Origin of the sequence: Agrococcus phoenicis (assembly GCF_047302415.1) — a bacterium.
Lineage (GTDB): Bacteria > Actinomycetota > Actinomycetes > Actinomycetales > Microbacteriaceae > Agrococcus.
On record NZ_CP154854.1, the window covers coordinates 582,692 to 605,098 of the forward strand.

At 72.7% G+C, this 22,407-nt stretch carries 25 protein-coding genes and 1 tRNA gene; 14 read left to right on the top strand and 12 right to left on the bottom strand.

The features are described 5' to 3' along the window. Positions 1-61 precede the first annotated feature (61 nt). Complete coding sequence (locus tag AA0Z99_RS02815) at positions 62-1,573, top strand: S1C family serine protease (protein WP_413319253.1); 1,512 nt, start codon at positions 62-64, stop codon at positions 1,571-1,573. Between the two features lie 71 nt (positions 1,574-1,644). On the opposite strand, the gene AA0Z99_RS02820 is transcribed toward AA0Z99_RS02815, so the two are convergent. After that, positions 1,645-2,511 carry a hypothetical protein gene (locus AA0Z99_RS02820; RefSeq protein WP_413319255.1) on the bottom strand — a complete coding sequence of 289 codons (867 nt, stop codon included), beginning with the start codon at positions 2,509-2,511 and terminating at the stop codon, positions 1,645-1,647. Positions 2,512-2,627: 116 nt separating this feature from the next. Between AA0Z99_RS02820 and AA0Z99_RS02825 the strand changes: the two genes are divergently transcribed. After that, entirely contained in the window at positions 2,628-2,918 is a 291-nt protein-coding gene (locus AA0Z99_RS02825; RefSeq protein ID WP_413319257.1) for a DUF3039 domain-containing protein, read from the top strand. Between the two features lie 64 nt (positions 2,919-2,982). On the opposite strand, the gene AA0Z99_RS02830 is transcribed toward AA0Z99_RS02825, so the two are convergent. Continuing rightward, a complete protein-coding gene (locus AA0Z99_RS02830) occupies positions 2,983-4,266 on the bottom strand; it encodes a nicotinate phosphoribosyltransferase (RefSeq protein WP_413320737.1) in 1,284 nt (427 codons plus the stop codon). Between the two features lie 98 nt (positions 4,267-4,364). On the opposite strand from AA0Z99_RS02830, the gene AA0Z99_RS02835 reads away from it, so the two are divergent. Next, a complete protein-coding gene (locus AA0Z99_RS02835) occupies positions 4,365-4,904 on the top strand; it encodes a GNAT family N-acetyltransferase (protein ID WP_413319259.1) in 540 nt (179 codons plus the stop codon). Here the strand turns inward: AA0Z99_RS02835 and AA0Z99_RS02840 are convergent, their stop codons facing one another. The 4 genes from AA0Z99_RS02840 to AA0Z99_RS02855 are packed head-to-tail and all read right to left on the bottom strand — an operon-like array spanning position 4,905 to position 7,996. Beyond that, on the bottom strand, positions 4,905-5,840 hold the full coding sequence (locus AA0Z99_RS02840) for an ABC transporter substrate-binding protein (RefSeq protein ID WP_413319261.1): 936 nt from the start codon (positions 5,838-5,840) through the stop codon (positions 4,905-4,907). Beyond that, positions 5,837-6,535 (bottom strand): ABC transporter permease, encoded by a 699-nt coding sequence (locus AA0Z99_RS02845; RefSeq protein WP_413319264.1) that lies wholly within the window; start codon positions 6,533-6,535, stop codon positions 5,837-5,839. Before AA0Z99_RS02845 ends, AA0Z99_RS02840 begins: the two co-directional genes overlap by 4 nt. Continuing rightward, the gene (locus AA0Z99_RS02850) at positions 6,532-7,173 is read right to left on the bottom strand and encodes an ABC transporter permease (RefSeq protein ID WP_413319266.1); all 642 of its coding nucleotides are present in this window, start codon (positions 7,171-7,173) and stop codon (positions 6,532-6,534) included. Before AA0Z99_RS02850 ends, AA0Z99_RS02845 begins: the two co-directional genes overlap by 4 nt. A gap of 10 nt (positions 7,174-7,183) precedes the next feature. Next, on the bottom strand, positions 7,184-7,996 hold the full coding sequence (locus AA0Z99_RS02855) for an ABC transporter ATP-binding protein (RefSeq protein ID WP_413319268.1): 813 nt from the start codon (positions 7,994-7,996) through the stop codon (positions 7,184-7,186). 112 nt (positions 7,997-8,108) lie between these two features. Here AA0Z99_RS02855 and murI point away from each other — a divergent pair, with 112 nt between their 5' ends. From murI to AA0Z99_RS02890, 7 genes are all read left to right on the top strand, one after another. After that, entirely contained in the window at positions 8,109-8,945 is an 837-nt protein-coding gene (gene murI / locus AA0Z99_RS02860; protein ID WP_413319269.1) for a glutamate racemase, read from the top strand. Between the two features lie 11 nt (positions 8,946-8,956). Beyond that, positions 8,957-9,709, top strand: a complete 753-nt coding sequence (rph, locus tag AA0Z99_RS02865; RefSeq protein ID WP_413319271.1) for a ribonuclease PH — start codon at positions 8,957-8,959, stop codon at positions 9,707-9,709. After that, complete coding sequence (gene rdgB, locus AA0Z99_RS02870) at positions 9,706-10,323, top strand: RdgB/HAM1 family non-canonical purine NTP pyrophosphatase (protein WP_413319273.1); 618 nt, start codon at positions 9,706-9,708, stop codon at positions 10,321-10,323. Before rph ends, rdgB begins: the two co-directional genes overlap by 4 nt. Before the next feature lie 269 nt (positions 10,324-10,592). Next, positions 10,593-11,474: a metal ABC transporter solute-binding protein, Zn/Mn family gene (locus AA0Z99_RS02875; protein ID WP_413319275.1), complete on the top strand. Its 882-nt coding sequence runs from the start codon at positions 10,593-10,595 to the stop codon at positions 11,472-11,474. Continuing rightward, positions 11,471-12,301 carry a metal ABC transporter ATP-binding protein gene (locus AA0Z99_RS02880; RefSeq protein ID WP_413319277.1) on the top strand — a complete coding sequence of 277 codons (831 nt, stop codon included), beginning with the start codon at positions 11,471-11,473 and terminating at the stop codon, positions 12,299-12,301. The genes AA0Z99_RS02875 and AA0Z99_RS02880 overlap by 4 nt, the downstream gene beginning before the upstream one ends. Continuing rightward, on the top strand, positions 12,301-13,173 hold the full coding sequence (locus AA0Z99_RS02885) for a metal ABC transporter permease (protein WP_413319279.1): 873 nt from the start codon (positions 12,301-12,303) through the stop codon (positions 13,171-13,173). Before AA0Z99_RS02880 ends, AA0Z99_RS02885 begins: the two co-directional genes overlap by 1 nt. Continuing rightward, a complete protein-coding gene (locus AA0Z99_RS02890; protein WP_072313857.1) occupies positions 13,154-13,807 on the top strand; it encodes a metal-dependent transcriptional regulator in 654 nt (217 codons plus the stop codon). Before AA0Z99_RS02885 ends, AA0Z99_RS02890 begins: the two co-directional genes overlap by 20 nt. Before the next feature lie 140 nt (positions 13,808-13,947). Here the strand turns inward: AA0Z99_RS02890 and AA0Z99_RS02895 are convergent, their stop codons facing one another. Together AA0Z99_RS02895 and AA0Z99_RS02900 are read right to left on the bottom strand one after the other, a co-directional pair. Next, positions 13,948-14,670: a DedA family protein gene (locus tag AA0Z99_RS02895; protein WP_413319282.1), complete on the bottom strand. Its 723-nt coding sequence runs from the start codon at positions 14,668-14,670 to the stop codon at positions 13,948-13,950. A 29-nt stretch (positions 14,671-14,699) separates the two neighbouring features. Next, positions 14,700-14,782, bottom strand: a tRNA-Leu gene (locus AA0Z99_RS02900). A 63-nt stretch (positions 14,783-14,845) separates the two neighbouring features. Between AA0Z99_RS02900 and AA0Z99_RS02905 the strand changes: the two genes are divergently transcribed. Together AA0Z99_RS02905 and AA0Z99_RS02910 are read left to right on the top strand one after the other, a co-directional pair. Continuing rightward, complete coding sequence (locus AA0Z99_RS02905; protein ID WP_413319284.1) at positions 14,846-15,598, top strand: SDR family NAD(P)-dependent oxidoreductase; 753 nt, start codon at positions 14,846-14,848, stop codon at positions 15,596-15,598. A gap of 2 nt (positions 15,599-15,600) precedes the next feature. Further along, on the top strand, positions 15,601-16,593 hold the full coding sequence (locus AA0Z99_RS02910; RefSeq protein ID WP_413319286.1) for a 3-hydroxyacyl-CoA dehydrogenase family protein: 993 nt from the start codon (positions 15,601-15,603) through the stop codon (positions 16,591-16,593). 15 nt (positions 16,594-16,608) lie between these two features. On the opposite strand, the gene AA0Z99_RS02915 is transcribed toward AA0Z99_RS02910, so the two are convergent. Genes AA0Z99_RS02915 through AA0Z99_RS02930 form a run of 4 tightly spaced genes read right to left on the bottom strand, consistent with a single transcriptional unit; the run spans position 16,609 to position 20,474 of the window. Then, complete coding sequence (locus AA0Z99_RS02915) at positions 16,609-17,034, bottom strand: ATP-binding protein (protein ID WP_413319288.1); 426 nt, start codon at positions 17,032-17,034, stop codon at positions 16,609-16,611. After that, positions 17,024-17,356, bottom strand: coding sequence for an STAS domain-containing protein (locus AA0Z99_RS02920; RefSeq protein WP_413319290.1), 333 nt, complete (start codon positions 17,354-17,356; stop codon positions 17,024-17,026). The genes AA0Z99_RS02915 and AA0Z99_RS02920 overlap by 11 nt, the downstream gene beginning before the upstream one ends. Next, a complete protein-coding gene (locus AA0Z99_RS02925) occupies positions 17,353-19,326 on the bottom strand; it encodes a glycosyltransferase family 2 protein (protein WP_413320740.1) in 1,974 nt (657 codons plus the stop codon). The genes AA0Z99_RS02920 and AA0Z99_RS02925 overlap by 4 nt, the downstream gene beginning before the upstream one ends. Further along, on the bottom strand, positions 19,326-20,474 hold the full coding sequence (locus AA0Z99_RS02930; RefSeq protein WP_413319292.1) for a PP2C family protein-serine/threonine phosphatase: 1,149 nt from the start codon (positions 20,472-20,474) through the stop codon (positions 19,326-19,328). The genes AA0Z99_RS02925 and AA0Z99_RS02930 overlap by 1 nt, the downstream gene beginning before the upstream one ends. Before the next feature lie 210 nt (positions 20,475-20,684). Between AA0Z99_RS02930 and AA0Z99_RS02935 the strand changes: the two genes are divergently transcribed. Then, positions 20,685-21,389, top strand: coding sequence for a flavodoxin family protein (locus tag AA0Z99_RS02935; RefSeq protein WP_413319294.1), 705 nt, complete (start codon positions 20,685-20,687; stop codon positions 21,387-21,389). A gap of 90 nt (positions 21,390-21,479) precedes the next feature. Further along, positions 21,480-22,403 (top strand): hypothetical protein, encoded by a 924-nt coding sequence (locus AA0Z99_RS02940; protein ID WP_413319296.1) that lies wholly within the window; start codon positions 21,480-21,482, stop codon positions 22,401-22,403. Positions 22,404-22,407 lie beyond the last annotated feature (4 nt).

Sequence of the window (22,407 nt, forward strand, 5' to 3'; positions counted from 1 at the left end):
CGAACGGCCGACATCGCGAGCGCGTAGGAATCGCATGGGATCGAGTGGCACCGTAGGGGTCATGACGAACCCGTACGACAGCGTGCCCAATCCCATGGGGCCTCGAGGCCAGCAGCAGCCGGCCCAGCAGCCCGGGCACGACCCGCAGGCGCAGCAGTTCCAGCGACCGACGAGCGGCGAGCAGTGGCAGCGCTGGCAGGCGCCCGCGCAGCCCCCCGCGCAGCCGTACGCGCCCGAGCAGGGCCAGCCAGACGCGCATGCCGTGCGGCAGCCGCAGCCGCAGCGCGATGCTGCGACGCAGGCCTACGCGCCCGTGTACTCGAACGGCGGCGCGTTCGCGAGCGCTCCGAGCTACGGCCCGTCGCCGGCGCTCGGCGCGGCGACGTCGGCACCGGCAGCCGGTGTCGGGCGCCCGCGACGACGCACCGGTCTCGTGGTCGGCTCGCTCATCGCGGTCGCGCTGCTGGGCGGCGCGGCCGGCTTCGGCGGGGGAGCGCTCGCGGGCAGCCAGCAGCAGCCGCAGACGCAGACGGCGCCGGAGGCCGAGGGGCCTACGAGCGAGGCCGTCTCCGACGCCGGGACGATCGCCGACGTCGCGGCCGCCGCCGGGCCGTCCGTCGTCACCGTGCAGGCCGTCTCGCGCGCCGGGTCGGGCGAGGGCTCAGGCGTCGCGATCGCCGCCGACGGCTACATCGTGACGAACAACCACGTCGTCACGCTCTCGGGTCAGACGGCGGATGCGACGATCACGGTGCAGACCAGCGACGGCCGCCTGCTCGCGGCCGAGATCGTCGGCACCGACCCGGTGGTCGACCTCGCGGTGATCAAGGTGGACGCGGATCTGCCCGTCGTCACCTTCGCCTCGAGCGACGACGTGCGCGTGGGCGACACGGCGATCGCGATCGGCGCGCCGCTCGGACTCTCGAACTCGGTCACCGACGGCATCGTCTCCGCGGTCGACCGCGGCCTCCGCATCGCGTCGAGCGCTGCGCCGGAGGGCGGCGACGAGCAGGAGAGCGAGCAGTCGCCCTTCGGCTTCTGGCAGGAGGACGGCGCACAGGCTGCGCAGGAGGAGATCTCCATCCCCGTGGTCCAGACGGACGCCTCGATCAACCCCGGCAACTCCGGCGGCGCGCTGCTGAACTCCTCCGGCCAGCTGCTCGGCGTGAACGTCGCGATCGCCAGCATGGGCTCATCCGACTCGGAGTCCGCTGGCTCGATCGGCATCGGCTTCGCCGTGGAGGCGAGCCTCGTGCAGCGCGTGGTCGACGAGATCATCTCGACGGGCGAGGCGACGCACGGCCTGCTCGGCGCGACCGTCAGCGACGTCACCGACGCCTCGGTGGGCAACGTTGGCGCGCAGGTGCAGGAGCTGAGCGACGGCGGCGCCGCCGCGGACGCCGGGCTGCGAGCGGGCGACGTCATCACCAGCATCGCCGGGCAGCCGGTCACCGGAGCGATCGACGCCACGGCGCAGGTGCGGGCGCACGCCGCCGGCAGCGAGGTGACCGTGACCTACCTGCGCGAGGGCGAGCAGTCCGACGTCCAGGTGACGCTGGGCGAGCTGAGCTGATCCAGCGCTCGCAGGCAAGGCTTCGGCCCCGCGCTCCGCTCGGCGGAGGCGGGGCCTTCGTCCTCGGACCGCTAGCGCTCCTGCGGATCCTGCGGCTGCTGGTCGTCGCCCACCGGTGCGTCCTGCGCCGATCGGCGGTCCCGCATGCGCCGCAGGCCGCCCGCCAGGCCCTCGCGCTCGATCCGGCGCGCCTGCCCGATGCGCTCGCCCAGGCTCGGGCGCACCTCCTTGATGCGAGGTGCGAGGTTGCCGTCGAAGGCCAGCGGTGCGGGTCCGAAGGCCTCGCGGGCAGCCTTCACGACCTGGCGGCCGAGGATGTTGTTGCCGACGCCGCCGACGACGGCACCGATGCCGAACGGCATGGCTCGGCCCAGCATCGAAGCGCCCGTGTTGCGCGCCATGCGGCGCAGGAACGCGCGCCGGAGGAAGTCGACGACCTGGCCCATGGCGCCCGAGGGCATGGCCGAGGTGACCAGCTGGCCCCAGTAGGCGTTGCCGGGCACGCCGCCGCGGCCGAGCGCCTGCTCGGCGGCGCGCTTGACGAGCGATTGACCTCCGGCGCCCAGCATCAGCCCCATGACGAGGGCCTTCGCGCGCTCCTCGTCCTCGACCGCGATGCCGTGCACCTCGGTGACGGCCTGGCCGAAGAAGGCGCTCGCCTCGAGGAAGCCGGCCGTCTCCGCGACGGTGAGCCCGAGCGCGGCCGCCGTGCCGATGCCGGGAGCGACCGCGGTCGCGCCGACCGCGGCGCCGCCTGTCGACACAGCCGTCAGGTACTGCTTCTCGAGGCGCGCGATGACCTGCGCGGGGGTGAGGTCAGGATGCTTGCGGCGCAGCGAGCGCAGGTGGTTGACGACGAGCGGCCGCTGCACGCCGAGGATGCCCTCGAGCGTCTTCATCATCCAGCCGAGATCCTCGTTCGGTTCGATCTCACCCATCGGTTCCCCCTCTGTCGGCGAGGTGCGCGCCCCCCAGCGGCACCGTGGAGCATCCTCGCGCACCCAGGCCGGGAGCGCGCTGTGCGTGCGACGGAGCGGCGTGGGATCATGGCTGCATGACGACCACAGGACCCGACACCGCCGGACCGGGCTCGATCGGCGCCGGCGGCGGCACCGACGTGCTGGACCGCGAGCTCGAGCAGCTCCTCAACGAGGAGTCGGTGGAGGACGGCGACCACGACCGCTTCTCGCACTACGTCAAGAAGGAGAAGATCCTGCAGTCGGCGCTCTCCGGCAAGCCGGTGCGCGCGCTGTGCGGCAAGAAGTGGACGCCGGGTCGCGACCCCGAGAAGTTCCCGATCTGCCCCGCCTGCAAGGCGATCTACGAGAAGCTGCGCACCGAGTAGCCCGGCATCGAGGAGCCCGGCACCGCGGAGCCCAGCACCGCGGCCTGCCTCGGGCCGCGCGCGGTCAGCGGAAGACCGTCGGGATGGCGGGCTCGCCGCGGGCGAGGCGGTGCGCATCGGCCGGCAGCTCTTCGACCGAGGCGGCGTGGCGCTCGCGCGCAGCGGCCACGCCGGCCGAGCCCGACCAGCGGTCGTCGATCTCGCCGCCGGTGACCAGCTGCACCTGCAGCGAGCGGCCGCGAGCGATCGCCTCGGCGGGGGCAGCGCCGTCGCCGAGCAGCACCGTCTCCTCGACCGCGACGCCGTCCTTGAGGGTGCGCACGGCGACCTTCTCGCCGCCCTTCGAGGCCTTGTCCTCTGAGCGCTTCGCGACCCCGACCCATCCGTCGTCGCCCTGCCGCGCCACCAGCTTGTAGACCATGCCGGCCGCGGGCGCGCCCGAACCCGTCACGACGCTCGTGCCCACGCCGTAGGCATCCACCGGGCTCGCCTGGAGACCTGCGATGGCGTACTCGTCGAGGTCGCTCGTCACGGTGATGCGCGTCTCGGTGGCGCCCAGCGAGTCGAGGAGCGCGCGCGCCTCGCCGGCGACCTCGGCGAGATCGCCGGAGTCGAGCCGGATGCCGCCGAGCCCGGTGCCTGCGACCTCGATGGCCGTGCGGATGCCCTGCTCGATGTCGTAGGTGTCGACCAGCAGCGTCGTGCCGACCCCCAGCACATCGATCTGCGCCTGGAAGGCCTCTGCTTCGGAGTCGTGCAGCAGCGTGAACGAGTGCGCGGCTGTGCCCATCGTCGGGATGCCCCAGCGGGCTCCGGCGGCGAGGTTCGAGGTGGCCGAGAAGCCGGCGATGTAGGCCGCGCGGGCCGCAGCGATCGCAGCCTCCTCGTTGGCGCGGCGCGACCCCATCTCGGCGAGCGGGCGGCCCTTGGCGGCGCGCGCCATGCGGGTGGCGGCGTTGGCGACGGCCGAGTCGTAGTTCAGCACCGAGAGCGCGACGGTCTCGAGCACGACCGCCTCGGCGAAGGAGCCCTCGATCACGAGCAGGGGAGACCCGGGGAAGTAGAGCTCGCCCTCGGCATAGCCGCGGATGTCGCCGGCGAAGCGGTAGTCGGCGAGCCAGTCGATGAGCTCGGCCGAGACGACGCGGTTCTCCCGCAGGAAGCGCAGCTCGGGGTCGCGGAATCGGAAGTCGGCGAGGCGCTCGAGGAACCGGCCGGTGCCGGCGACGACCCCGTAGCGGCGGGCGCCGGGCAGTCGCCTGCCGAACACCTCGAAGACGGAGGGCCGGAACGCCGTGCCGCTGCGCAGCGCGGCATCGATCATCGTCAGCTCGTAGCGGTCGGTCATGAGCGCGGTGTCGGTCACGAGCGCCAGCCTACGGCGCTGACGCCGCGCGGGTCGTGGCGAGCGCGCGACGGCGCGCGAGCCGCCGGTAGCGTGGTCGGGTGCTGCACCAGACGAGGACCCTGCCGGACGGCGTCGAGCTGCGCGAGCCCGCCCCGAGGGACGCGCCCGCCTGGGCGATGTTCCTCGTGGAGGAGCAGCAGCGCACCTACGCCGGCCAGCTGCCGCGCGACTTCGCGCTCACCGGCCTGGCTCAGGCGAACGTCGTTTCGCTCGCCGCCGCCTTCGCCGAGCCGAGCGATGCGGTGCGCAGGATCGCATGGCAGGGCGACCGGATCGTCGGCGTCGCCTCGGCGAGCACCGCGCCCGCCGCGTGGGAGGTGTCGCTCGGCTTCGTGCCGGCCCCCGCGGAGCGCGAGCTCGACCGGCTCTACGTGCACGCCGACATGCACGGCACCGGGCTCGGCGCCGCGCTGTTCGACGAGGTCGTCGATGCGCGCCCGCACTACCTGTGGCTCATCGACGGGAACGACCGCGCCGCTCGGTTCTACGAGCGGCGCGGGTTCCGTCACCTCGACGAGCAGGTCGAGACCGGCCCGACCTGGGGCAACATCCCGATGCACAGGATGCTGCGCGACTGATCAGCCGAGCAGGCCCTGCTCCTCGAGCCATGCCTGCGCGATGTCGGCCGCCGGCGACTGCTCGACGGTGCTGCGGCGGTTGAGCTCGATGAGCTGCTCCGAGGTGAGCGCGGCGCTGACCTCGTTGACGATCTCCTGCGCCTCGGCGTCGACGCGGTCGCTCGCGACCGGCACGACGTTCGACGAGAGGAAGAGGCCCTCGGTGTCCTCGAGCACGACCAGGTCGTTCTCGGCGATCTCCGGCTGCGCGGTGTACAGGATCGCGAGCTGCACGTCGCCGTCCTGGAGCGCTCGCACGGTGAGCGGGCCGCCGCCGTCCTCGATCGGCGTGAAGCCGACCTCGATGCCGTAGACCTCCGCGAGGCCCTGCGGCCCGTTCGGCCGCGTCTCGGCCTCGGAGTTGGCCCCCATCGTCAGCGGCTCGTCGACGTTGGCGAGATCGGCGACGGTCGTGAGGTCGTACTCCTCGGCGAACTCGCGCGTGACGACGTAGGAGTCCTGGTCGGTCGCCGGAGCCTGGTCGAGGATCGTGATCCCCTCGGGAGCAGCGTCCTCGAGCGCCGCGAAGACCTCGTCGCTCTCGCGCTCCGCCGGCTCCTCCGCCCAGACCTGCAGCAGCGGACCGGTGTACTCGGGGAACAGGTCGATGGAGCCTGCCTCGATCTCCGGCAGGTAGACCTCGCGCTGGCCGATGCGGAGCTGGCGGTCGATCGTGTAGCCGGCGTCCTCCAGGGCGTAGGCGTAGAGCTCGGCGATGATCTCGTTCGAGTAGTAGTCCTGCGAGCCGACGACGAGCGTCGTGCTGTCGCCGCTCGCGGCAGGAGCGCTCGACTCGCCCTCCTCCAGGGGGTCGGCGCTCGCGCAGCCGACGAGCAAGGCGCCGGTCGCGCCGATGGCGGCGAGCGCGAGGCCCGACCTGCGGGTGAAGTGGGTCATGCGGTGATCCTCTCTGGAGCGCGGGATCGCGCTCGGTGGGGTTCGGCGCGGCGGGATGCCGCGGATTGGGCGATCTGGAACAGCAGCTCGACGGCCAGGGCGAGCAGGGCGACCAGGATGGAGCCGGCGAGCATGATCTCGTAGTCGCGGCCCTTCAGGCCTTGGAAGATGGGCCTGCCGAGCCCGGTGTTCGAGATGTACGCGGCGAGCGTGGCGGTCGAGATGATCTGCAGCGCGGCGGAGCGGAGCCCGCCGATGAGCACGGGGCTCGCGAGGGGCAGCTCGACGCCCAGGATGATCTGCCGCTCCGTCATGCCGATGGCGCGCGCGCCACCCACGACCTGGCGGTCGACCGACTCGACGCCCGCGTACGCACCCGCGAGCACGGGTGGCAGCGCGAGCACGATGAGCGCGAGGAACGGCGCCTCGAGGCCGATGCCGAGCATGAGGCCGAAGATCGTCAGGAGGCCGAGCGTGGGGATGGCGCGCGCACCGCTGGTGAGGGCGATCACGAGGCCTCGGCCCCGGCCGGTGTGCCCGATGAGGACGCCGGCGGGGATTCCGATGAGCGCGGCGACGAGGAGCACGGTGCCCGAGAACGACAGGTGCTCGAGGATGCGCATGCCGAGGCTGCCGGCGCCGCTCCAGTTCGCCGGGTCGAGCAGGTAGGCGATCGCGTCGAGGAAGAGGTTCATGCGCGCACCGCCCCGCGCCAGGGCATGGCCAGCCGACCCAGCAGCACGCACAGCGCGTCGAGCGCGTAGGCGACGACGACGGTCAGCACCAGGCCGGTGAGGATCGAGGCCTCGATGCCGCGCTGGAACCCGTCGGTGAAGAGCGTGCCGAGGCTCGACGCGCCGACCACCGCCCCGACGGTGACGAGGCTGACGGTGGAGACCACGACCACGCGCAGCGACGACAGGAGCACCGGCCCCGCGAGCGGCAGCTCGACGCGCCAGAACCGCGCCCAGGCGGAGTGGCCCATCGCGTCGGCGGCGAGCATCGTTTCGCGCGCGACCGAGCCGAACGCGTCGGCGGCGCCGCGGACGAGCAGCGCGCAGCCGTAGAGGGTGAGCCCGGCGATGATCGTGATGGGCGAGCGCACGGCGACCCCGAGGATCGGCGCGACGATGATGAACAGCGGCAGCGAGGGGATCGCGTAGAGCAGCCCCGTGCCGGTGAGCAGCGGCGTGCGCGCCCGACGGTACCGCGACGCCAGCCATCCCAGCGGCACCGAGATCAGCAGGCTCAGCACGATCGGGACGATCGAGAGCACGAGGTGGTCGACGAGCAGGCCGCCGACGATGTGCAGGTTCTGGCTCAGCCAGTTCACGAGCGGCCCCTCAGCTCGCCAGCACGCCGGTCGGGCGGTCGTCGCCGTCGACGACGACGCTCCGGCCGTCGACCTCGCGGATGCGCAGCGTGCGGCGAGCGGCGTCAGCGCCGACGAAGCTCGACACGAACTCGTCGGCGGGGTTCGCGAGGATCTCGGCGGGCGTGCCGCGCTGCGCGATCTCGGCGCCCTTGCGCAGCACGAGCACCTCGTCGCCGAGCGCGAACGCCTCGTCGATGTCGTGCGTCACGAACACGATGGTCTTGCCGAGCTCGGCCTGCAGCGAGCGCATCTCTGCCTGCAGCTGATCTCGCACGATCGGGTCGACGGCGCCGAACGGCTCGTCCATGAGCAGGATGTTGGGGTCGGCCGCGAGCGCCCGAGCGACGCCGACGCGCTGCTGCTGACCACCGGAGAGCTGCGCGGGGTAGCGGTCGGCGAGCGCGGTGTCCAGGCCGACGCGCTCGAGCAGGCCGAGCGCCTCGTGTCGAGCCTGCTTGCGGCTGCGCCCCTCCAGCACCGGCACGGTCGCGACGTTGTCGGCGATCGTGCGGTGGGGGAGCAGCCCGCCCGCCTGCAGGACGTAGCCGATCGATCGGCGCAGCTTGACCGCGTCCATGGACCGCACGTCGACGCCGTCGATCAGCACCGCGCCCGACGTTGGCTCCACCATGCGGTTGACCATGCGCAGCAGCGTGGTCTTGCCGCAGCCGGACGAACCCACGAGCACGGCGACGGAGTGGGAGGGGATGGTCATGCTGAAGTCCGCGACGGCGGTCGTGCCGTCGGGGTACTCCTTGCGCACGGATGCGAACTCGATCATGCGGACTCCTGCCGATCGCCGGAGTGCTGACGATACCCGGCACATCTGACATGGGGGTACAGAGAGCGCGGCGCACGGAGCGGCACGGCGCCGCGCCGCTAGGCTTGCCGACGTGCAGCGCCCGATCGGAGTCTTCGACAGCGGCGTCGGCGGGCTCACCGTGGCGAGGGCGATCATCGATCAGCTGCCGGCGGAGTCGATCACCTACATCGGCGATACCGCGAACGGCCCGTACGGCCCGCGCGAGCAGCCCGAGGTGCGCCGCCTCGCGCTCGACGTGCTCGACACGCTCGTCGCCCAGGGCGTCAAGATGCTCGTGATCGCGTGCAACACCGCGTCGGCCGCCACCTTCGACATCGCGCGCGAGCGCTACGAGCTCGGCATGGGCATCCCGGTGGTGGAGGTCATCCACCCAGCGGTGCGCGCGGCCGTCGCCCAGAGCAGATCCGGGCGCATCGGCGTCATCGGCACCGCGGGGACGATCGGCTCGGGCGCCTACCAGCGTGCCTTCGCCGACGCGGGCGTGCCCCGCGTCGCCGCAGCGGCGGCGCCGCGCTTCGTGGAGTTCGTCGAGTCCGGCGTCACGACCGGCGACGAGGTGCTCGAGGCCGCGCGAGAGTACCTCGCGCCGCTGCTCGCCGAGGATCCCGACACCGTCGTGCTGGGCTGCACCCACTACCCGCTGCTGGCCGGCGCGATCGGCTACGTCACCGGGCCGGAGGTGCGACTCGTCTCGAGCGCCGAGGAGACCGCCGCCGACGTCTACCGGATCCTCAGCGATCGCGGCATGCTCGCGCAGCCCGGCGCGACACCGACCTACGCCTTCGAGGCGACGACCGAGGCCCAGGAGCCGTTCCTGCGCCTCGCGCGACGGTTCCTCGGGCCCGAGGTCACGCACGTGGAGTTCACGCAGACCGGCGTCATCCAGCTGCCCGGTCGCATCGATTGAAGGAGGCCCCCATGGGGATGGACAGCACAGCGGGCACGCGCGCGGACGGCAGACACCTCGACCAGCTGCGCGAGGTCACGATCGAGCGAGGCTGGAGCGAGCAGGCCGAGGGCAGCGCCCTTGTCTCCTTCGGTCGCACGCGGGTGCTCTGCACCGCATCCGTCATGCCGACCGTGCCCCGCTGGATGGCGGGCAAGGGCAAGGGGTGGGTGACGGCGGAGTACTCGATGCTGCCGCGATCGACCAACGAGCGGATGGATCGCGAGAGCGTGCGCGGCAAGGTCGGCGGCCGCACGCACGAGATCTCCCGGCTGATCGGGCGCAGCCTGCGCGCGGGCGTCGACATGCGGGCGCTCGGCGAGCTCTCGATCGCGGTCGACTGCGACGTGCTGCAGGCCGACGGCGGCACGCGCACCGCGGCGATCACCGGCGCGTGGGTGGCGCTCGCCGACGCGATCGCGTGGGCGCAGGCCGCAGGGCGCGTGCCGAGGAGCGCGAAGCCGCTCGTCGACTCGATCGCCGCCATCTCGGTCGGGATCGTCGACGGCGCGCCCATGCTCGACCTCGCCTACACCGAGGACGTCAGGGCGGAGACCGACATGAACGTCGTCGCGACCGGCCGCGGGCTGCTGGTCGAGGTGCAGGGCACCGCTGAGGCGGCGCCCTTCGACCGCGCAGAGCTCGACGCGATGCTCGACATCGCGCTCGCCGGCACCGCGCGGCTCACGGAGATCCAGCGCGAGGTGCTGGGAGGCGCGGCATGAGCGTGGAGGGATCCACGGGGGTCGACCTCGTCGGCGGCGGGCTCCAGGTCGTCGTCGCGACCCACAACCCGCACAAGGTCGAGGAGCTCGGGCGGATCCTCGCGCCGCTGCTGCCCGGCGTCGAGCTGCTGCCGGACGACGGGCCGGAGGCGGTCGAGGACGGCGACACCTTCGAGGCCAACGCGCTCATCAAGGCGCGCGCCGCGCACCAGCGCACGGGGCTGCCGGCGCTCGCGGACGACTCGGGCATCGAGGTCGACGCGCTGGGCGGTGCCCCCGGCATCCACTCGGCGCGCTATGCCGGCACGCGCGACGATCGGGACAACCTCGAGCTGCTGCTGGCGAACCTGGGTGACACCGCCGATCGCGCTGCCCGCTTCGTCTGCGCGGCGGCATGGGTCGACGCCGACGGCGAGATCGCGGTGCGGGGCGAGTGGCAGGGCGAGATCGCGGATGCGCCGCGCGGCGAGGGCGGGTTCGGCTACGACCCGATCTTCGTGCCGCACGACGGCGGCGGCAGGGCCGCGGGAGAGCTGACGGCGGAGGAGAAGGACGCGCTGAGCCACCGCCGGATCGCGTTCACCGCGCTCGCCGAGCGGATCCGGGCGAGCTGACGCGGGCGGCTGGCGCCACAGCCTGCCGCCCGGGCCTCTCGCCGCAGCCTGGCGCTCGGCCTGTCGCAGGGCCCGCCGCTCGCCGCGCATCGACTCGAGTCGCCGACCCCGCGCGCCACGACCGACCCGGTGCACCGGGTCCTCCCTGGCCGGAGGGGTCGGCGTCTTCCGCGCTCGCGCGGCGCCGGCGGATGTGGCACGATTTCGGTGTGCCGAAGCATCATCGTTCGGGCAGGCGAATCCTCCTGCGAGCCGCCCTATGCGCCGGCGTGCTCGCAGCGGCGTCCGGATGCGCATCCGGCGACAGCCCAGCCGACATCGCGGCGCCCGCCGACGAGCGCCCCCTCGTGCTCGCCACCTTCACCGTGATCGCCGACCTGGCGCGGGAGGTCGCGGGCGATGCCGCTCGGGTCGAGTCGCTCACGCGCGTCGGCGTCGAGGTGCACGACTACGAGCCGACCCCGGGGGATCTCGTGCGCACCGAGGGCGCCGACCTCGTCGTCACGAACGGCATGGGCATCGACGACTGGCTCTTGACGCTCGTCGAGCGCGCCGATGCGCCGCACGTCGTCCTCAGCGACAGCGTCGAGCCGATCGCGATCGAGACCGGTCACCACGCAGGCAGCCCCAACGCCCACGCGTGGGTCTCCCCGGTGGAGGGCGCGCGCTACGTCGAGGCGCTGCGCGTCGCCATCGGCGACCTCGTGCCGCACGAGCGCGCCGCGATCGACGAGAACGCCGCCGCCGTCGCCGCCGAGCTCGAGCGCCAGCACGAGCGGCTCCGCCTCGGCGTGGCCGCGCTGCCGCCCGAGCACCGCGTGCTCGTCACCTGCGAGGGCGCCTTCAGCTACCTCGCGCGCGACGCGGGCCTGGCGGAGGCGAGCCTGTGGCCGGTGAACGCCGGAGGCCAGGGCACGCCGCAGGCGATCGCCCACGTCGCCGCGGTCGTCGAGCGCACCCGCGTGCCGACCGTCTTCTGCGAGTCGACGACGCATCCGGGCACGCAGCAGCAGATCGCCCGCACCGTCGGCGTGCGCTTCGACGGCGGGCTGCACGTCGACTCGCTGTCGCCGCCCGAGGGCCCGGCACCGACCTACCTCGCGCTCATCGAGCACGACGTCGACACCATCCTGGAGGGGCTGCGCGGATGAGCGATCGGATCGGTACCGGGAGCACCGGCGGCACGAGCGCTGCGCGGATGCGCGATGCGGCCGCGCCCGACGCCGTCGCCGTCGCCACCGAGGCGCTCGGGGTGCGGTACGGCGAGGTGCGCGCGCTCTCGGGCGTGACCGTGCGCATCCGCTCGGGCGAGATCACCGGGCTCGTCGGCGTCAACGGCTCCGGCAAGTCGTCGATGCTGGCTGCCGTGCTCGAGCGCGTGCCGCACGAGGGCTCCGTGCGGATCCTCGGCCGCACGCCCGCCCAGGCGCGTCGGGCGGGCCTCGTCGCATCCGTGCCGCAGGCCGAGGCCGTCGACTGGGAGTTCCCCGTCACCGTGCGCGACGTCGTCACCACCGGCAGGTACGGGCGGATGGGCGTGCTGCGCATCGCGCGACGCGCGGATCGCGAGGCGGTCGAGGGGGCGATCGCGCTGCTCGGCCTCGAGGACCTCGCCGACCGGCAGATCGGCGAGCTCTCCGGCGGGCAGCGCAAGCGCGCATTCGTCGCGCGCGCCATCGCGCAGGACGCGCAGCTGATGCTGCTCGACGAGCCCTTCGCCGGAGTCGACCGCACGAGCGAGGCCGCGATCGGCGCGGTGCTGCGCGGCCTGCGCGATCGCGGTCGCAGCGTCGTCATCGTGCACCACGACCTGACGGGCGTGGCGGAGCTCGTCGATCGCGTGCTGCTGCTGCAGCGCGGCCGGCTGCTGCACCACGGCCCGCCCGCCGAGGCACTGACGCCCGAGCGCATCGCAGAGGCATTCGGCGGCGGGCGGCCGAGCAGGGGCGAGCCCCGTGACGGTGCGGAGGAGCGGTGATGGACGCGAGCCTGCTGGATGCGATCCTCGCGCCGTTCGCCTACGGCTTCATGCAGCGCGCCATGCTCGTGACGCTGGTCGCCGCGGTCGCGTGCGCGCTGCTGTCGACCTGGCTCGTGCAGATGGGCTGGTCGCTCATGGGCGATGCCGTCTCGCACGCGGTGCTGCCCGGCGTCGCGCTCTCCTACATCCTCGGGCTGCCCTTCGCGATCGGCGCGGCGGTCTTCGGCATCGGCGCCGTCGCGCTCATCGGCGGCGTGCGCGCCGCCACCAGGATCAAGGCGGATGCCGCGATCGGCGTCGTCTTCACCACCCTCTTCGCGCTCGGCCTCGTGATCATCTCGGTGACCCCATCCGACACCGACCTGCAGCACATCCTGTTCGGCAACGTGCTCGGCGTCAGCGACCTCGACATCGCGCAGGTGCTCATCGTCGGCGGCATCGTCTGCGCGACACTCCTGATCCTGCGGCGCGACCTGACCCTCGTCGCCTTCGACGCGGGGCACGCGCACGCGATCGGGCTGCGCCCGCGCATCCTGCACGCCGTGCTGCTGGGGGCGCTCGCGCTCACGGTCGTGACGGCGCTGCAAGCGGTCGGCATCATCCTGGTGGTCGCGATGCTCGTGATCCCCGGTGCGACGGCCTCGCTCATCGCGGTGCGGTGGGATGCGCTGCTCGCCTGGTCGGTGGGAGTCACGGTCGTCGCGTCGCTCGTGGGCCTGATGGCGGCCTTCTGGCTCGACATCTCGCCCGGCGGCGCGGTGGTGCTGACGCAGGGTCTCGCGTTCGGGCTAGCGTTGCTCTTCGGGCCCCGCCGGGGCCTCGTGATGCGGTGGGCGAGAGCGAGGCGACATGCAGTCCACAGCGGCTGAGGACTACGTCAAGGCCATCTACCACCACACCGAGTGGCAGCCTGAGCCGGTGACGCCCTCGCAGCTCGCCGCGCGCCTCGGGCTCGCGAACTCGACCGTCACCGAGATGGTGAAGAAGCTGGCGGCCGCCGGCCTCGTGCACCACCGCCCCTACGGCGCGATCGAGCTCACGCGCGAGGGCGCGGCGCTCGCGCTGCGGCAGGTGCGACGCCACCGCGTCGTCGAGACCTGGCTCGTCGAGCGACACGGCTACGAGTGGGACGAGGTGCACGACGAGGCCGAGATCCTCGAGCACGCGATGAGCGATCGGCTGCTCGACTCGATCGCCCGCTCGCTCGGCGACCCGGTGCGCGATCCGCACGGAGACCCCATCCCGACGGTCGACGGCACGGTGGTGCGGCCGGATGCGGTGCTGCTGGCGGCCGCGGAGCTCGGCCATGCGGGCACCGTGGTGCGCATCGCCGACGACGATCCGGCCATGCTGCGCTTCCTCGCCGAGGAGGGGGTCGCGCTCGACGCCACGCTCACGGTGCTGGGGCAGAAGCCCTACTCGGGCTCGATCCAGGTCGAGACCGCGCGGGGCACGGTCGACCTCGGCCCCGAGGTCGCGCGGTCGATCTGGCTGAGCGCCTGAGCGGTTGCGCCTGAGCGGTTGCGCCTGAGCGGATGCGCCGCTGTCGGCGCTCTTCCGCTGGCTGACTCCGCGCTGCGGCGCTCCTGCTCCGCCGCGCTCCGCCTCGCGGGCCTGCGCAGCCAGCGCGGTGAGCGCTCAGGTCAGCGGTCGAGCCCGACGTCGTTCGAGCCGGAGAGGTCGAGCGTCTGCACCTGGCTGTCGGATGAGCCGTCGCGGATCTCGCGCTCGACCTCCCGCCGCGACTGGATGGCGTGCACGACGATGAAGACGATGGCGATCGCGACGACGCCGATGAGCACGAGGTCGATGTACTCGGTGACGACCTCTGCGACACCCGGGATGTGCGCGACGCCCCAGCCCAGCAGTGGCAGCCCGGCACCCCACAGCAGGCCCCCGATGATGTCGAGCCGGAAGAAGAGCGGCCACGGCATGCGGCCGACGCCCGCGGCGACGGGCATGAAGGTGCGCACGATGCCGATGAAGCGGGCGATGATGACCGCGGCGGCGCCGTAGCGTACGAAGAAGCGGTTGGTCCGCTCGATCGTGCGATGCGAGAAGAGCCCCGATGATCGGCGCTGGAAGATCGGCGGCCCGGCCTTCTTGCCGATGTAGTAGCCCAGCTGATCGCCAGCGATCGCGCACACCGCGATGCAGAGCATCACGAGCCAGATCGGCTGGTGGATGACGCCGGTGAAGGAGAGCACGCCGGCGATCACGAGCAGCGTGTCGCCAGGCAGTAGGAACCCGACCAGCAGACCCGTCTCGATGAAGACGATCGCGCAGACGACGACGAGCGCCCAGGAGCCCGCGCCGGTGATGAGGCCCTCGATGTCGATGAGGAACTCTGATGGCAGCGGATGCACGCGCGTGCTCCTTCGCATAGTGCGTCGAGTGCGGGAGAGGGGACTTGAACCCCTACGCCACGAGGGCACAAGGACCTAAACCTTGCGTGTCTGCCAATTCCACCACTCCCGCGTGGTGCGATCAGGATACCGGCGGCAGCCGACATGGACGCGCGCACTCTGCCAGGCTGACGGCATGCAGATGCGTGCGCTCATCACCGGCGCCTCGGCGGGGCTCGGAGCCGAGTTCGCCAGGCAGCTCGCCGCCGACGGCTTCTCGCTCGTGCTCGTCGCGCGCGACGCCGAGCGGCTCGCCGCGCTGGCGTCGTCGCTGCCGGTGGCGACCGAGGTGCTGCCGGCGGATCTGACCACGGACGATGGCCTCGAGCTGGTCGCCGCGCGGCTCGCCGATGCGGCGCGACCGGTCGACGTGCTCGTCAACAACGCGGGCTTCGCCGTCGCCGAGCCCTTCCACGCATCCGCCGTCGACGATGAGCGGCGCATGCACGAGCTGCTCGCGTGGGTGCCGACGCGCCTGGCGCACGCGGCGCTGCCGGGCATGCGCGAGCGAGGCCGCGGCGGCGTCCTGAACGTCGCGAGCCTCGCCGGGCGCCTGCCGAGCGGCACCTACTCGGCGGCGAAGGCGCACCTGATCGTGCTGTCGCGGTCGCTCTCGGCGCAGTACCGCCGCGACGGCGTCGTCGTCACCGCGCTGCTGCCGGGCTTCGTGCCGACGGAGTTCCACGCGCGCATGGGCGTCGCGCCCACGAGCGTGCCGCGGGCGGGGTGGGCGAATGCGTCGACCGTCGTGCGCGACGGGCTCCGCGGCCTGCGCACGCGGCGCGCGGTGGTGGTCGCCGACTGGCGCTACCGGCTCGCCGCCCCGCTGATCCCGTTGATCCCCGACCGCGTCGCCGCCTCCTTCGGGCTCGGCAGCCGCACGAGCTGACCGTGCAGGAGGGCAGCGCGATGGCGGCAGGCGGCGGCGAGCCGGTCGGTGCGACGGCGGCTGGGCGCACCGCCGAGTCGACCGCCGAGGGCGCCCGCGACGCGCTCGACGGGACCACCCGGGAGACGATCGCCGTGCTGGGCGCAGGCGTCATGGGCGCAGGCATCGCTCGCGTGCTCGGCGCCGCCGGGCACCGCGTGCGGGTGTTCGACGTGCGCCCCGAGGTGGCGAGCGCCGCCGCGGCGTCGGCCGGCGCCTCGGCGCACGACACCGTCGAGAGCGCCGTCGACGGGGCGACCGTCGTGCTCGAGGCGGCTCCCGAGCGGCTCGAGCTGAAGCGCGAGCTCATCGCCCGCGTCGAGGCGGCGAACGCGACGGCGATCATCGCCTCGAACACCTCGTCGATCGCTCCGGATGCGATCGCAGCGGGCATGCGCGAGCCCGCGAGGCTCGTGATCGCGCACTTCTTCAACCCGGCCGACACCGTGCCGCTCGTCGAGGTCGTGCCGGGGCCGGCGACGCCGCAGGCGAGCGTCGATCGCATGGTGCGGCTGCTCGAGGGCTGCGGCAAGACCGCGGTGCCGCTGGCCCAGCAGGTCGAGGGCTTCATCGCCAACCGGCTGCAGGCGGCGCTCTACCGCGAGGCCATGCACCTGGTCGAGCTCGGCATCGCGACGCCCGAGCAGGTCGACCGGGCCGTGACCGCGGGCCTCGGCCCGCGGTGGGCGCTCGCGGGGCCCTTCGAGGTCATGGACCTCGGCGGCCTCGACGTCTGGACGAGCGTCGCGGACGGCGTCTTCCCGAGCCTCGGCGACGCATCCGCGGCCCCCGGCATGCTGCGCGACCGGGCAGCGCGCGGCGACCTGGGCGCGAAGACCGGAGAGGGCTTCCTGCCGCGCGAGCCCGACGCCGTCGCGCGCTTCGCCGAGCGACTCGCGGAGCTCCTCGCGGCCCGCGATGCGCTCGAGTCTGCCGATGGGTGGTCGTCGGGCTGACGCAGGCTCGCCGTCTCAGTCGCGCGGCCCGAGCCGGTCGCGTCGGAGTCGCCAGACATTGCCGCCGCGACGCTCGTGCTCGAAGCGCTCGAGCGCTGCGGCAGCGAGGGCGATGCCGCGGCCGGACTCCTCGAGCGGACCCGGCATCGCAGCATCGTGCAGCTCGACCTCGGCAGGTACCGCTGTGTCGGTGAAGGTCGCGGCGAGGTGCGTGGGCCGCACCTCGAGATGCGCCATCACTCGCACCTCGCCGGGTGGAAGGCCGTGCTCGGCGATGTTCGTCGCGACCTCGGTGACCGCCAGCTGGAAGAGCACTCGATCCTCGGCGTCGACGTCGCCAGCCGCCTCGCACAGCGCATCGAGCGCCTCGATGACCGTGTCGACGAAGCGGAGGTCGGCTGGACCCTCGATCGTCGTCGATCTCGGATCGTCAGTCGGCATCGAACGCCGCCTCGGCCGTCGGATGCGCGTGGAGCACCCGGTCGAGGTTCGTCAGGCGGAGCACGGTTCGGACGGCGTCCGGGACGGCGGCGATCCGCAGGTCGCCGCCGGCGAGGCGGGCCGCCTTGAGCGCGCCGATGAGGGCGCCGAGCCCTGAGGAGTCGACGAACTCCGTGCGGGCCATGTCGACGACGATGCGAACCGAACCGGCGTCGATCAGGTCCTGCACGGCTTGGCGGACTCGCGGCGCGCCGACGGCGGTGAGCCTTCCCTCCGGTGCCACGGTGGCGAACCGGTCGTTGGTGGCGGTGGTCACGTTCATGCGATCCCCTTCTCTCGCTCGGCGGCGCCCGCGTCCATCCCGGGTGCACCGACGAATCCTCTGTAGCGGGCGGCCTGGACGATGATGCTGAGGGCCAGCAGATCGTAGGCGACCCATGCGGTGTTCACGAGCGTGCCGGTGCCGTCGCCCGTGCCGACGATGACGCGCCCGGCTCCGATGACGAGCGCGGCGACCAGCAGCACCATCGCCGTCACCTGCGGCCAGATCTCCCGCCACGGCACGCCGCCCTCACGCACCTTGTCCTTGCGCGTCACGACGAAGTCGAGCGGTGCCTTGAGCACGACGTTCGCGAAGGCGGTGACGCACGCCTTGATCCACACGGGGAAGAGCGCGAGCGAGTACTGCTGACCGCGCCACGTCCGTATGCCTCGCGCGACCACGACGAACAGGACCTGGTTCACGAGGAAGTAGGGGAGGAAGCGGACGAAGAAGTCGACGCTCCACGCGGTGACCGGGAGGATGCCGAGCATGAGGTAGACCATCGGCGCCGCCAGGTAGACGAGCGCGGCGAAGCCAGACAGGTAGCTCCACATCGTTCCGAAGTACATGAGTCGCTGCCCCGCGGAGAGGCCGCGCTTCACGAGCGGATTGTCGCGCAGCATGACCTGGAGCGTGCCCTGCGCCCAGCGCAGCCGCTGCTGCAGCATCGTGCCGAGGTCCTCGGGCGCGAGCCCGTGCGCGAGGATCTCGTGGTGGTAGACGCTGCGCCATCCGAGCGCGTGCAGCTGCATCGCCGTCGCCATGTCCTCGGTCACCGAGATCGTCGCGAGCGGCTGGATGGGCTGAGCCTCGTCGGGACGGTCGACACGGAGGGCGTCCAGGAGCGCTGCCACAGCGTCGACGGCGCCCAGCGGTGAGAGCTCGGTCGCCGCGAGCCGCGCGAGCGCTTCGTCATCGATGACGACGACGCCGAGCTCCGCGTCGCGCTCGACCGGCAACGCCTGGATCGCCGCCAGGTCGGCGTGGATGCGGTCGACGTCGCCGGCGACGAGGCGGCTCGAGGCGGCGTCGATGGCCGAGCGGAGGCGGTAGGTGACCTCCGCGATCGGCTCGCCGGCGTCGACCTCCCGCCGCGCACGTGCCACCTCGGCACGCAGGGAGGCCATCTCGGCGCGCAGCTGCGGTTGCGAGGCTCGCCGCTGCGACTCGCGGGCGAGCAGCGACTCAGCCGCCTTGAGCGTCCGACGCGTGGACGCCTCGAGATCGCGCACGTAGCCCACGATGCCGAGCTGCATGAGCGCATCACGCCGCAGCACAGCGTTCGAGCCGCAGAAGAACGCGGCGTTCCAGCCGTCCTTGCCCTGCTGGATCGGCCCGTAGAACAGCGGCGCCTGGCTGCCGAGCGGGTCCGCCTCGTCGACGTTCACGAACCACTGCGGCGTCTGGACGAGGGCGACCTGCGGCTCGTCGGCGAAGTATCCGAGCGTGCGGTCGAGGATCCGCGGGTCTGGCACCTGGTCGGCGTCGAGGATGAGGAGGAACTCGCCGTCGGTCTGGAAGAGGGCGTTGTTCAGGTTCCCGGCCTTCGCATGGCGGGGCTTCCCCTCCCAGTCCGCCGTGCGCTCGATGTAGCCGATGCCCGAGGCGCGCGCCGCGCGCGCCATCTCGGGACGCGCGCCATCGTCGAGGATCCAGGTCTTGTGAGGGTAGGTGATGCGCTTGGCGGCTTCGGCGGTCGCCATGACGAGCTCGATCGGCTCGTTGTAGGTGGTGATGAAGACGTCGACCGTGCCCTGCGGCCGCGCCGTCGGCCGGGGTCGTTCCTTCGCGCGCCACATCGTCGCGGCGAAGATCACCGTGTCGATGAGGCTGTAGGTCTCAGCGATGATCAGGGGCACGGCGATCCACCACGCCGACCAGTTGACCGACTCGAGCCAGCGCCAGGCGACGTAGTTCACCCCGAGCAGCACGGCGAGCGTGGCGAGGATCCGGATCACGAGGAGGCGCATCATGCATCCCGCCGCACGATGATGACGGTGACGTCGTCGGGCGCGTTCCGCTCCGCTGCGAGGCGCAGCGCCTCGCGCACGGCGCCCGCCGGGCCGCGCTCGGCGTACACCGAGCTGACGTGCTGGAACGGATCTCCGGGGTCGAGGACATCGAGCAGGCCGTCGCTGCAGCACAGGAAGGCGTCACCGGGCGCGAGCATCACGGCGGCCTGCGTGCGCTGCTCGCCCATGCCCATGCCGAGCGGCAGGCCGGTGGAGCGGAGCTGCTCCCAGGAGCCGTCCGCGCGGAGCGCGAAGGCCAGGCTGTGCCCGGCGTCGACGAACGACAGCTCCCCGGTGTCGAGGTCGAGGCTGGAGTGGAACGCCGTCACGAAGATGCCGGCGTCGGCGAGGCTCTCCTCGAGCAGCGCATCGACCTCCTGCACCGCCGTTGCCAGCGGGCGCCCGGGTGCCGTGCGAAGCGATGCGCGCACGGCTGCAGCGATGATCGCCGGTCCCGTGCCCTTGCCCATGACGTCGGCGAGCGTGATGCGGAGCTCGCCCTCGTGGGCGACCACGTCGTGGAAGTCGCCCGCGATGCTGCCTGCAGCGCGCGCGGCTGCCGCGACCGCATAGCCGTGCACGTCGGGGAGGCGGCGCGGCGAGAGTGCGTGCTGGATGAGCGCGGCGTCATCCAGCTCCTTCGCCTGCGCCAGCTCGAGCTGCACCCACTGCGCGAGCTCGCGCAGCAGCTCGCGCCCGCGGTCGTCGAGCTCTCTCGGCTCCGTGTCCAGGATGCACAGCGTGCCGACCTGCTCTCCGCCTGGCGCTGCGAGCGGATGGCCGGCGTAGAAGCGCAGGTGGGGGTCGCCAGCGACGAACTGGTTGTCGGCCCACGCGGCGTCCAGCCCTGCATCGGGAACGACCATCGTGTCCCGGCTGCGCACCGTGGCGTCGCAGAAAGACCCTGCGCGCACGGCCTCCGCACCGCCAAGACCGATCTGCGACTTGCGCCACTGCCGGTCGCGGTCGAGCAGGGTCACGCTCACCATCGGGACGCCGAAGAGCTCCTTCGCGAGCCGCGTGATCCGATCGACGCGCTCGTCAGGCGGCGTGTCGAGCACATCGAGCGCCTCCAGCGCGCGCTGTCTCGCTTGCTCATCTGCCATGGCAGTGCCTCTCGCTTCGTCACTCCACAGGTGGGCGCCGACGGCGAGCCCGGAACCTCGATCGTGCCCTATGCGCAAGGTTGCGCGCCACCGACGCGGTTCGTCGCCCCCATCGGGCCCAGAGACCGCGCACCCGCAGCGGGGTGAGGTCGCACGGAGGACGTCGCCCGTCAGGCGCTCCACCTGGCTGCGCGTGCAAGGGTGGGCACTATGACCGAACCGATCCGCGCCATCTACATCAACTGCACGCTCACCCCCTCGCCTGGGGACAGCCACACCGATCTGCTCATCGAGGCGAGCGCCGACATCCTGCGCCAGCAGGGCGTGGGGGTCGAGGTGGTGCGGGCCGTCGACCACGCGATCGCGCCCGGCGTGCAGCCCGACATGACCGAGCACGGCGCGAGCGAGGACGCCTGGCCGGCGCTCTGGGAGCGCGTGCTCGGCGCCGACATCCTGGTGCTCGCGACGCCGATCTGGCTCGGCGACGCGTCGAGCGTGTTCCGCCGGGTCGTCGAGCGGCTCTACGCGGAGTCGGGCGAGCTGAACGAGGCGGGCCAGTCGATCTTCTACGGCAAGGTCGGCGGCGTGCTGGTCGGCGGCAACGAGGACGGCATGAAGCACGTCGCCCGCGAGGGGCTCTACGCCCTGCAGCACCTCGGTTGCACGATCCCGCCGCAGGCCGACGCCGGCTGGGTGGGCGAGGCGGGCCCCGGTCCCTCCTACGGCGACGAGCAGGAGGACGGCGCGCGCGTGGGCTTCGACAACGACTTCACGAAGCGCAACATCACGATCATGGCGTGGAACCTGCTGCACCTCGGGCGGATGCTGCAGGGCGGGATCCCCACCGAGGGCAACGACCGCAACGCCTGGGAGCGCGGCAGCCGCTTCGGCTTCCACAACCCCGAGTACCGCTAGCGGGCCGGATCTGCGAGCGCCCGCTCGCTCGCGGAGCCCTGCGGCGCTCGACCCTGGCGCTCGTGGGCGGGCCGTGCCAGGCTCGCGCGCATGAGCACCATTGACTGGCTGATGCAGGGCGACCCCGCGATCCGGTGGCAGGTCATGGCCGACCTGCTGGGCGACGACGCCGAGACGGTGGCGCGCGAGCGCGCGAAGGTCGCGACCGAGGGCTGGGGCGCAGCGCTGCTCGCCGCTCGCGGGGCTGACGGCCAGTGGGCCGGCGGCGCGCACTTCCCGTCGACGCAGCCGACGCTCCCCGGCCAGCCCTGGACCTCGACCGCGCACGTGCTGACCGAGCTCCGGCTGCTCGGCGTCGATCCGGCAGATGCCGCGGTGCGGGCCGCGATCGCCGACGTCAAGCGCATCACGCGGTGGGAGTACGACGACGAGCCCTTCTTCGAGGGCGAGGTCGAGCCGTGCATCAACGCCGCCCTCGTCACGAACGCGGTCTACTACGGCGAGCTCGACGAGCGCATCGTCGAGCGGCTGTTGGGGGAGCGGATGGCCGACGGCGGCTGGAACTGCGACCAGGAGCGAGGCTCGGTGCGATCGTCGTTCGACACGACGATCGCGGTGCTGGAGGCGCTCGCGGCGGCCCTGACCGTGCGCGACGACCCGCGGCTGCGCGAGGCGCGCGAGAGCGGTGAGGCATACCTGCTGGAGCGGCACCTGCTGCGGCGCAAGACGACGGGCGAGGTGCCGAAGCCGACGTACGTGCGATTCGCGTTCCCGCCGCGCCACGAGTACGACGCGCTGCGGGCGCTCGAGCACTTCCGCGCCGTCGGCGCGACGCCCGACGCGCGGATGCGCGAGGCGCTCGACCTCGTGCGCTCGAAGCGACGCGACGACGGCACCTGGCCGCTCGACGTGATCCACGGCGGCGACGCCGTCAACGACTACGGCGCCGTCGGCGAGCCGAACCGCTGGATCACGCTGCGGGCGCTGCGGGTGCTGCGCTGGGCGGAGGGCTGAGCGC

Coding starts and splice junctions, on each gene's coding strand:
- AA0Z99_RS02920 (WP_413319290.1), bottom strand. CDS start 17,356: ATGAACGTGACCACCGCCACCAACGACCGGTTCGCCACCGTGGCACCG.
- AA0Z99_RS02905 (WP_413319284.1), top strand. CDS start 14,846: ATGCAGATGCGTGCGCTCATCACCGGCGCCTCGGCGGGGCTCGGAGCC.
- AA0Z99_RS02925 (WP_413320740.1), bottom strand. CDS start 19,326: ATGCGCCTCCTCGTGATCCGGATCCTCGCCACGCTCGCCGTGCTGCTC.
- AA0Z99_RS02820 (WP_413319255.1), bottom strand. CDS start 2,511: ATGGGTGAGATCGAACCGAACGAGGATCTCGGCTGGATGATGAAGACG.
- AA0Z99_RS02840 (WP_413319261.1), bottom strand. CDS start 5,840: ATGACCCACTTCACCCGCAGGTCGGGCCTCGCGCTCGCCGCCATCGGC.
- rdgB (WP_413319273.1), top strand. CDS start 9,706: ATGAGCGTGGAGGGATCCACGGGGGTCGACCTCGTCGGCGGCGGGCTC.
- rph (WP_413319271.1), top strand. CDS start 8,957: ATGGGGATGGACAGCACAGCGGGCACGCGCGCGGACGGCAGACACCTC.
- AA0Z99_RS02825 (WP_413319257.1), top strand. CDS start 2,628: ATGACGACCACAGGACCCGACACCGCCGGACCGGGCTCGATCGGCGCC.
- AA0Z99_RS02885 (WP_413319279.1), top strand. CDS start 12,301: ATGGACGCGAGCCTGCTGGATGCGATCCTCGCGCCGTTCGCCTACGGC.
- AA0Z99_RS02815 (WP_413319253.1), top strand. CDS start 62: ATGACGAACCCGTACGACAGCGTGCCCAATCCCATGGGGCCTCGAGGC.
- AA0Z99_RS02855 (WP_413319268.1), bottom strand. CDS start 7,996: ATGATCGAGTTCGCATCCGTGCGCAAGGAGTACCCCGACGGCACGACC.
- AA0Z99_RS02915 (WP_413319288.1), bottom strand. CDS start 17,034: ATGCCGACTGACGATCCGAGATCGACGACGATCGAGGGTCCAGCCGAC.
- AA0Z99_RS02830 (WP_413320737.1), bottom strand. CDS start 4,266: ATGACCGACCGCTACGAGCTGACGATGATCGATGCCGCGCTGCGCAGC.
- AA0Z99_RS02930 (WP_413319292.1), bottom strand. CDS start 20,474: ATGGCAGATGAGCAAGCGAGACAGCGCGCGCTGGAGGCGCTCGATGTG.
- AA0Z99_RS02940 (WP_413319296.1), top strand. CDS start 21,480: ATGAGCACCATTGACTGGCTGATGCAGGGCGACCCCGCGATCCGGTGG.
- AA0Z99_RS02890 (WP_072313857.1), top strand. CDS start 13,154: ATGCAGTCCACAGCGGCTGAGGACTACGTCAAGGCCATCTACCACCAC.
- AA0Z99_RS02880 (WP_413319277.1), top strand. CDS start 11,471: ATGAGCGATCGGATCGGTACCGGGAGCACCGGCGGCACGAGCGCTGCG.
- AA0Z99_RS02845 (WP_413319264.1), bottom strand. CDS start 6,535: ATGAACCTCTTCCTCGACGCGATCGCCTACCTGCTCGACCCGGCGAAC.
- AA0Z99_RS02935 (WP_413319294.1), top strand. CDS start 20,685: ATGACCGAACCGATCCGCGCCATCTACATCAACTGCACGCTCACCCCC.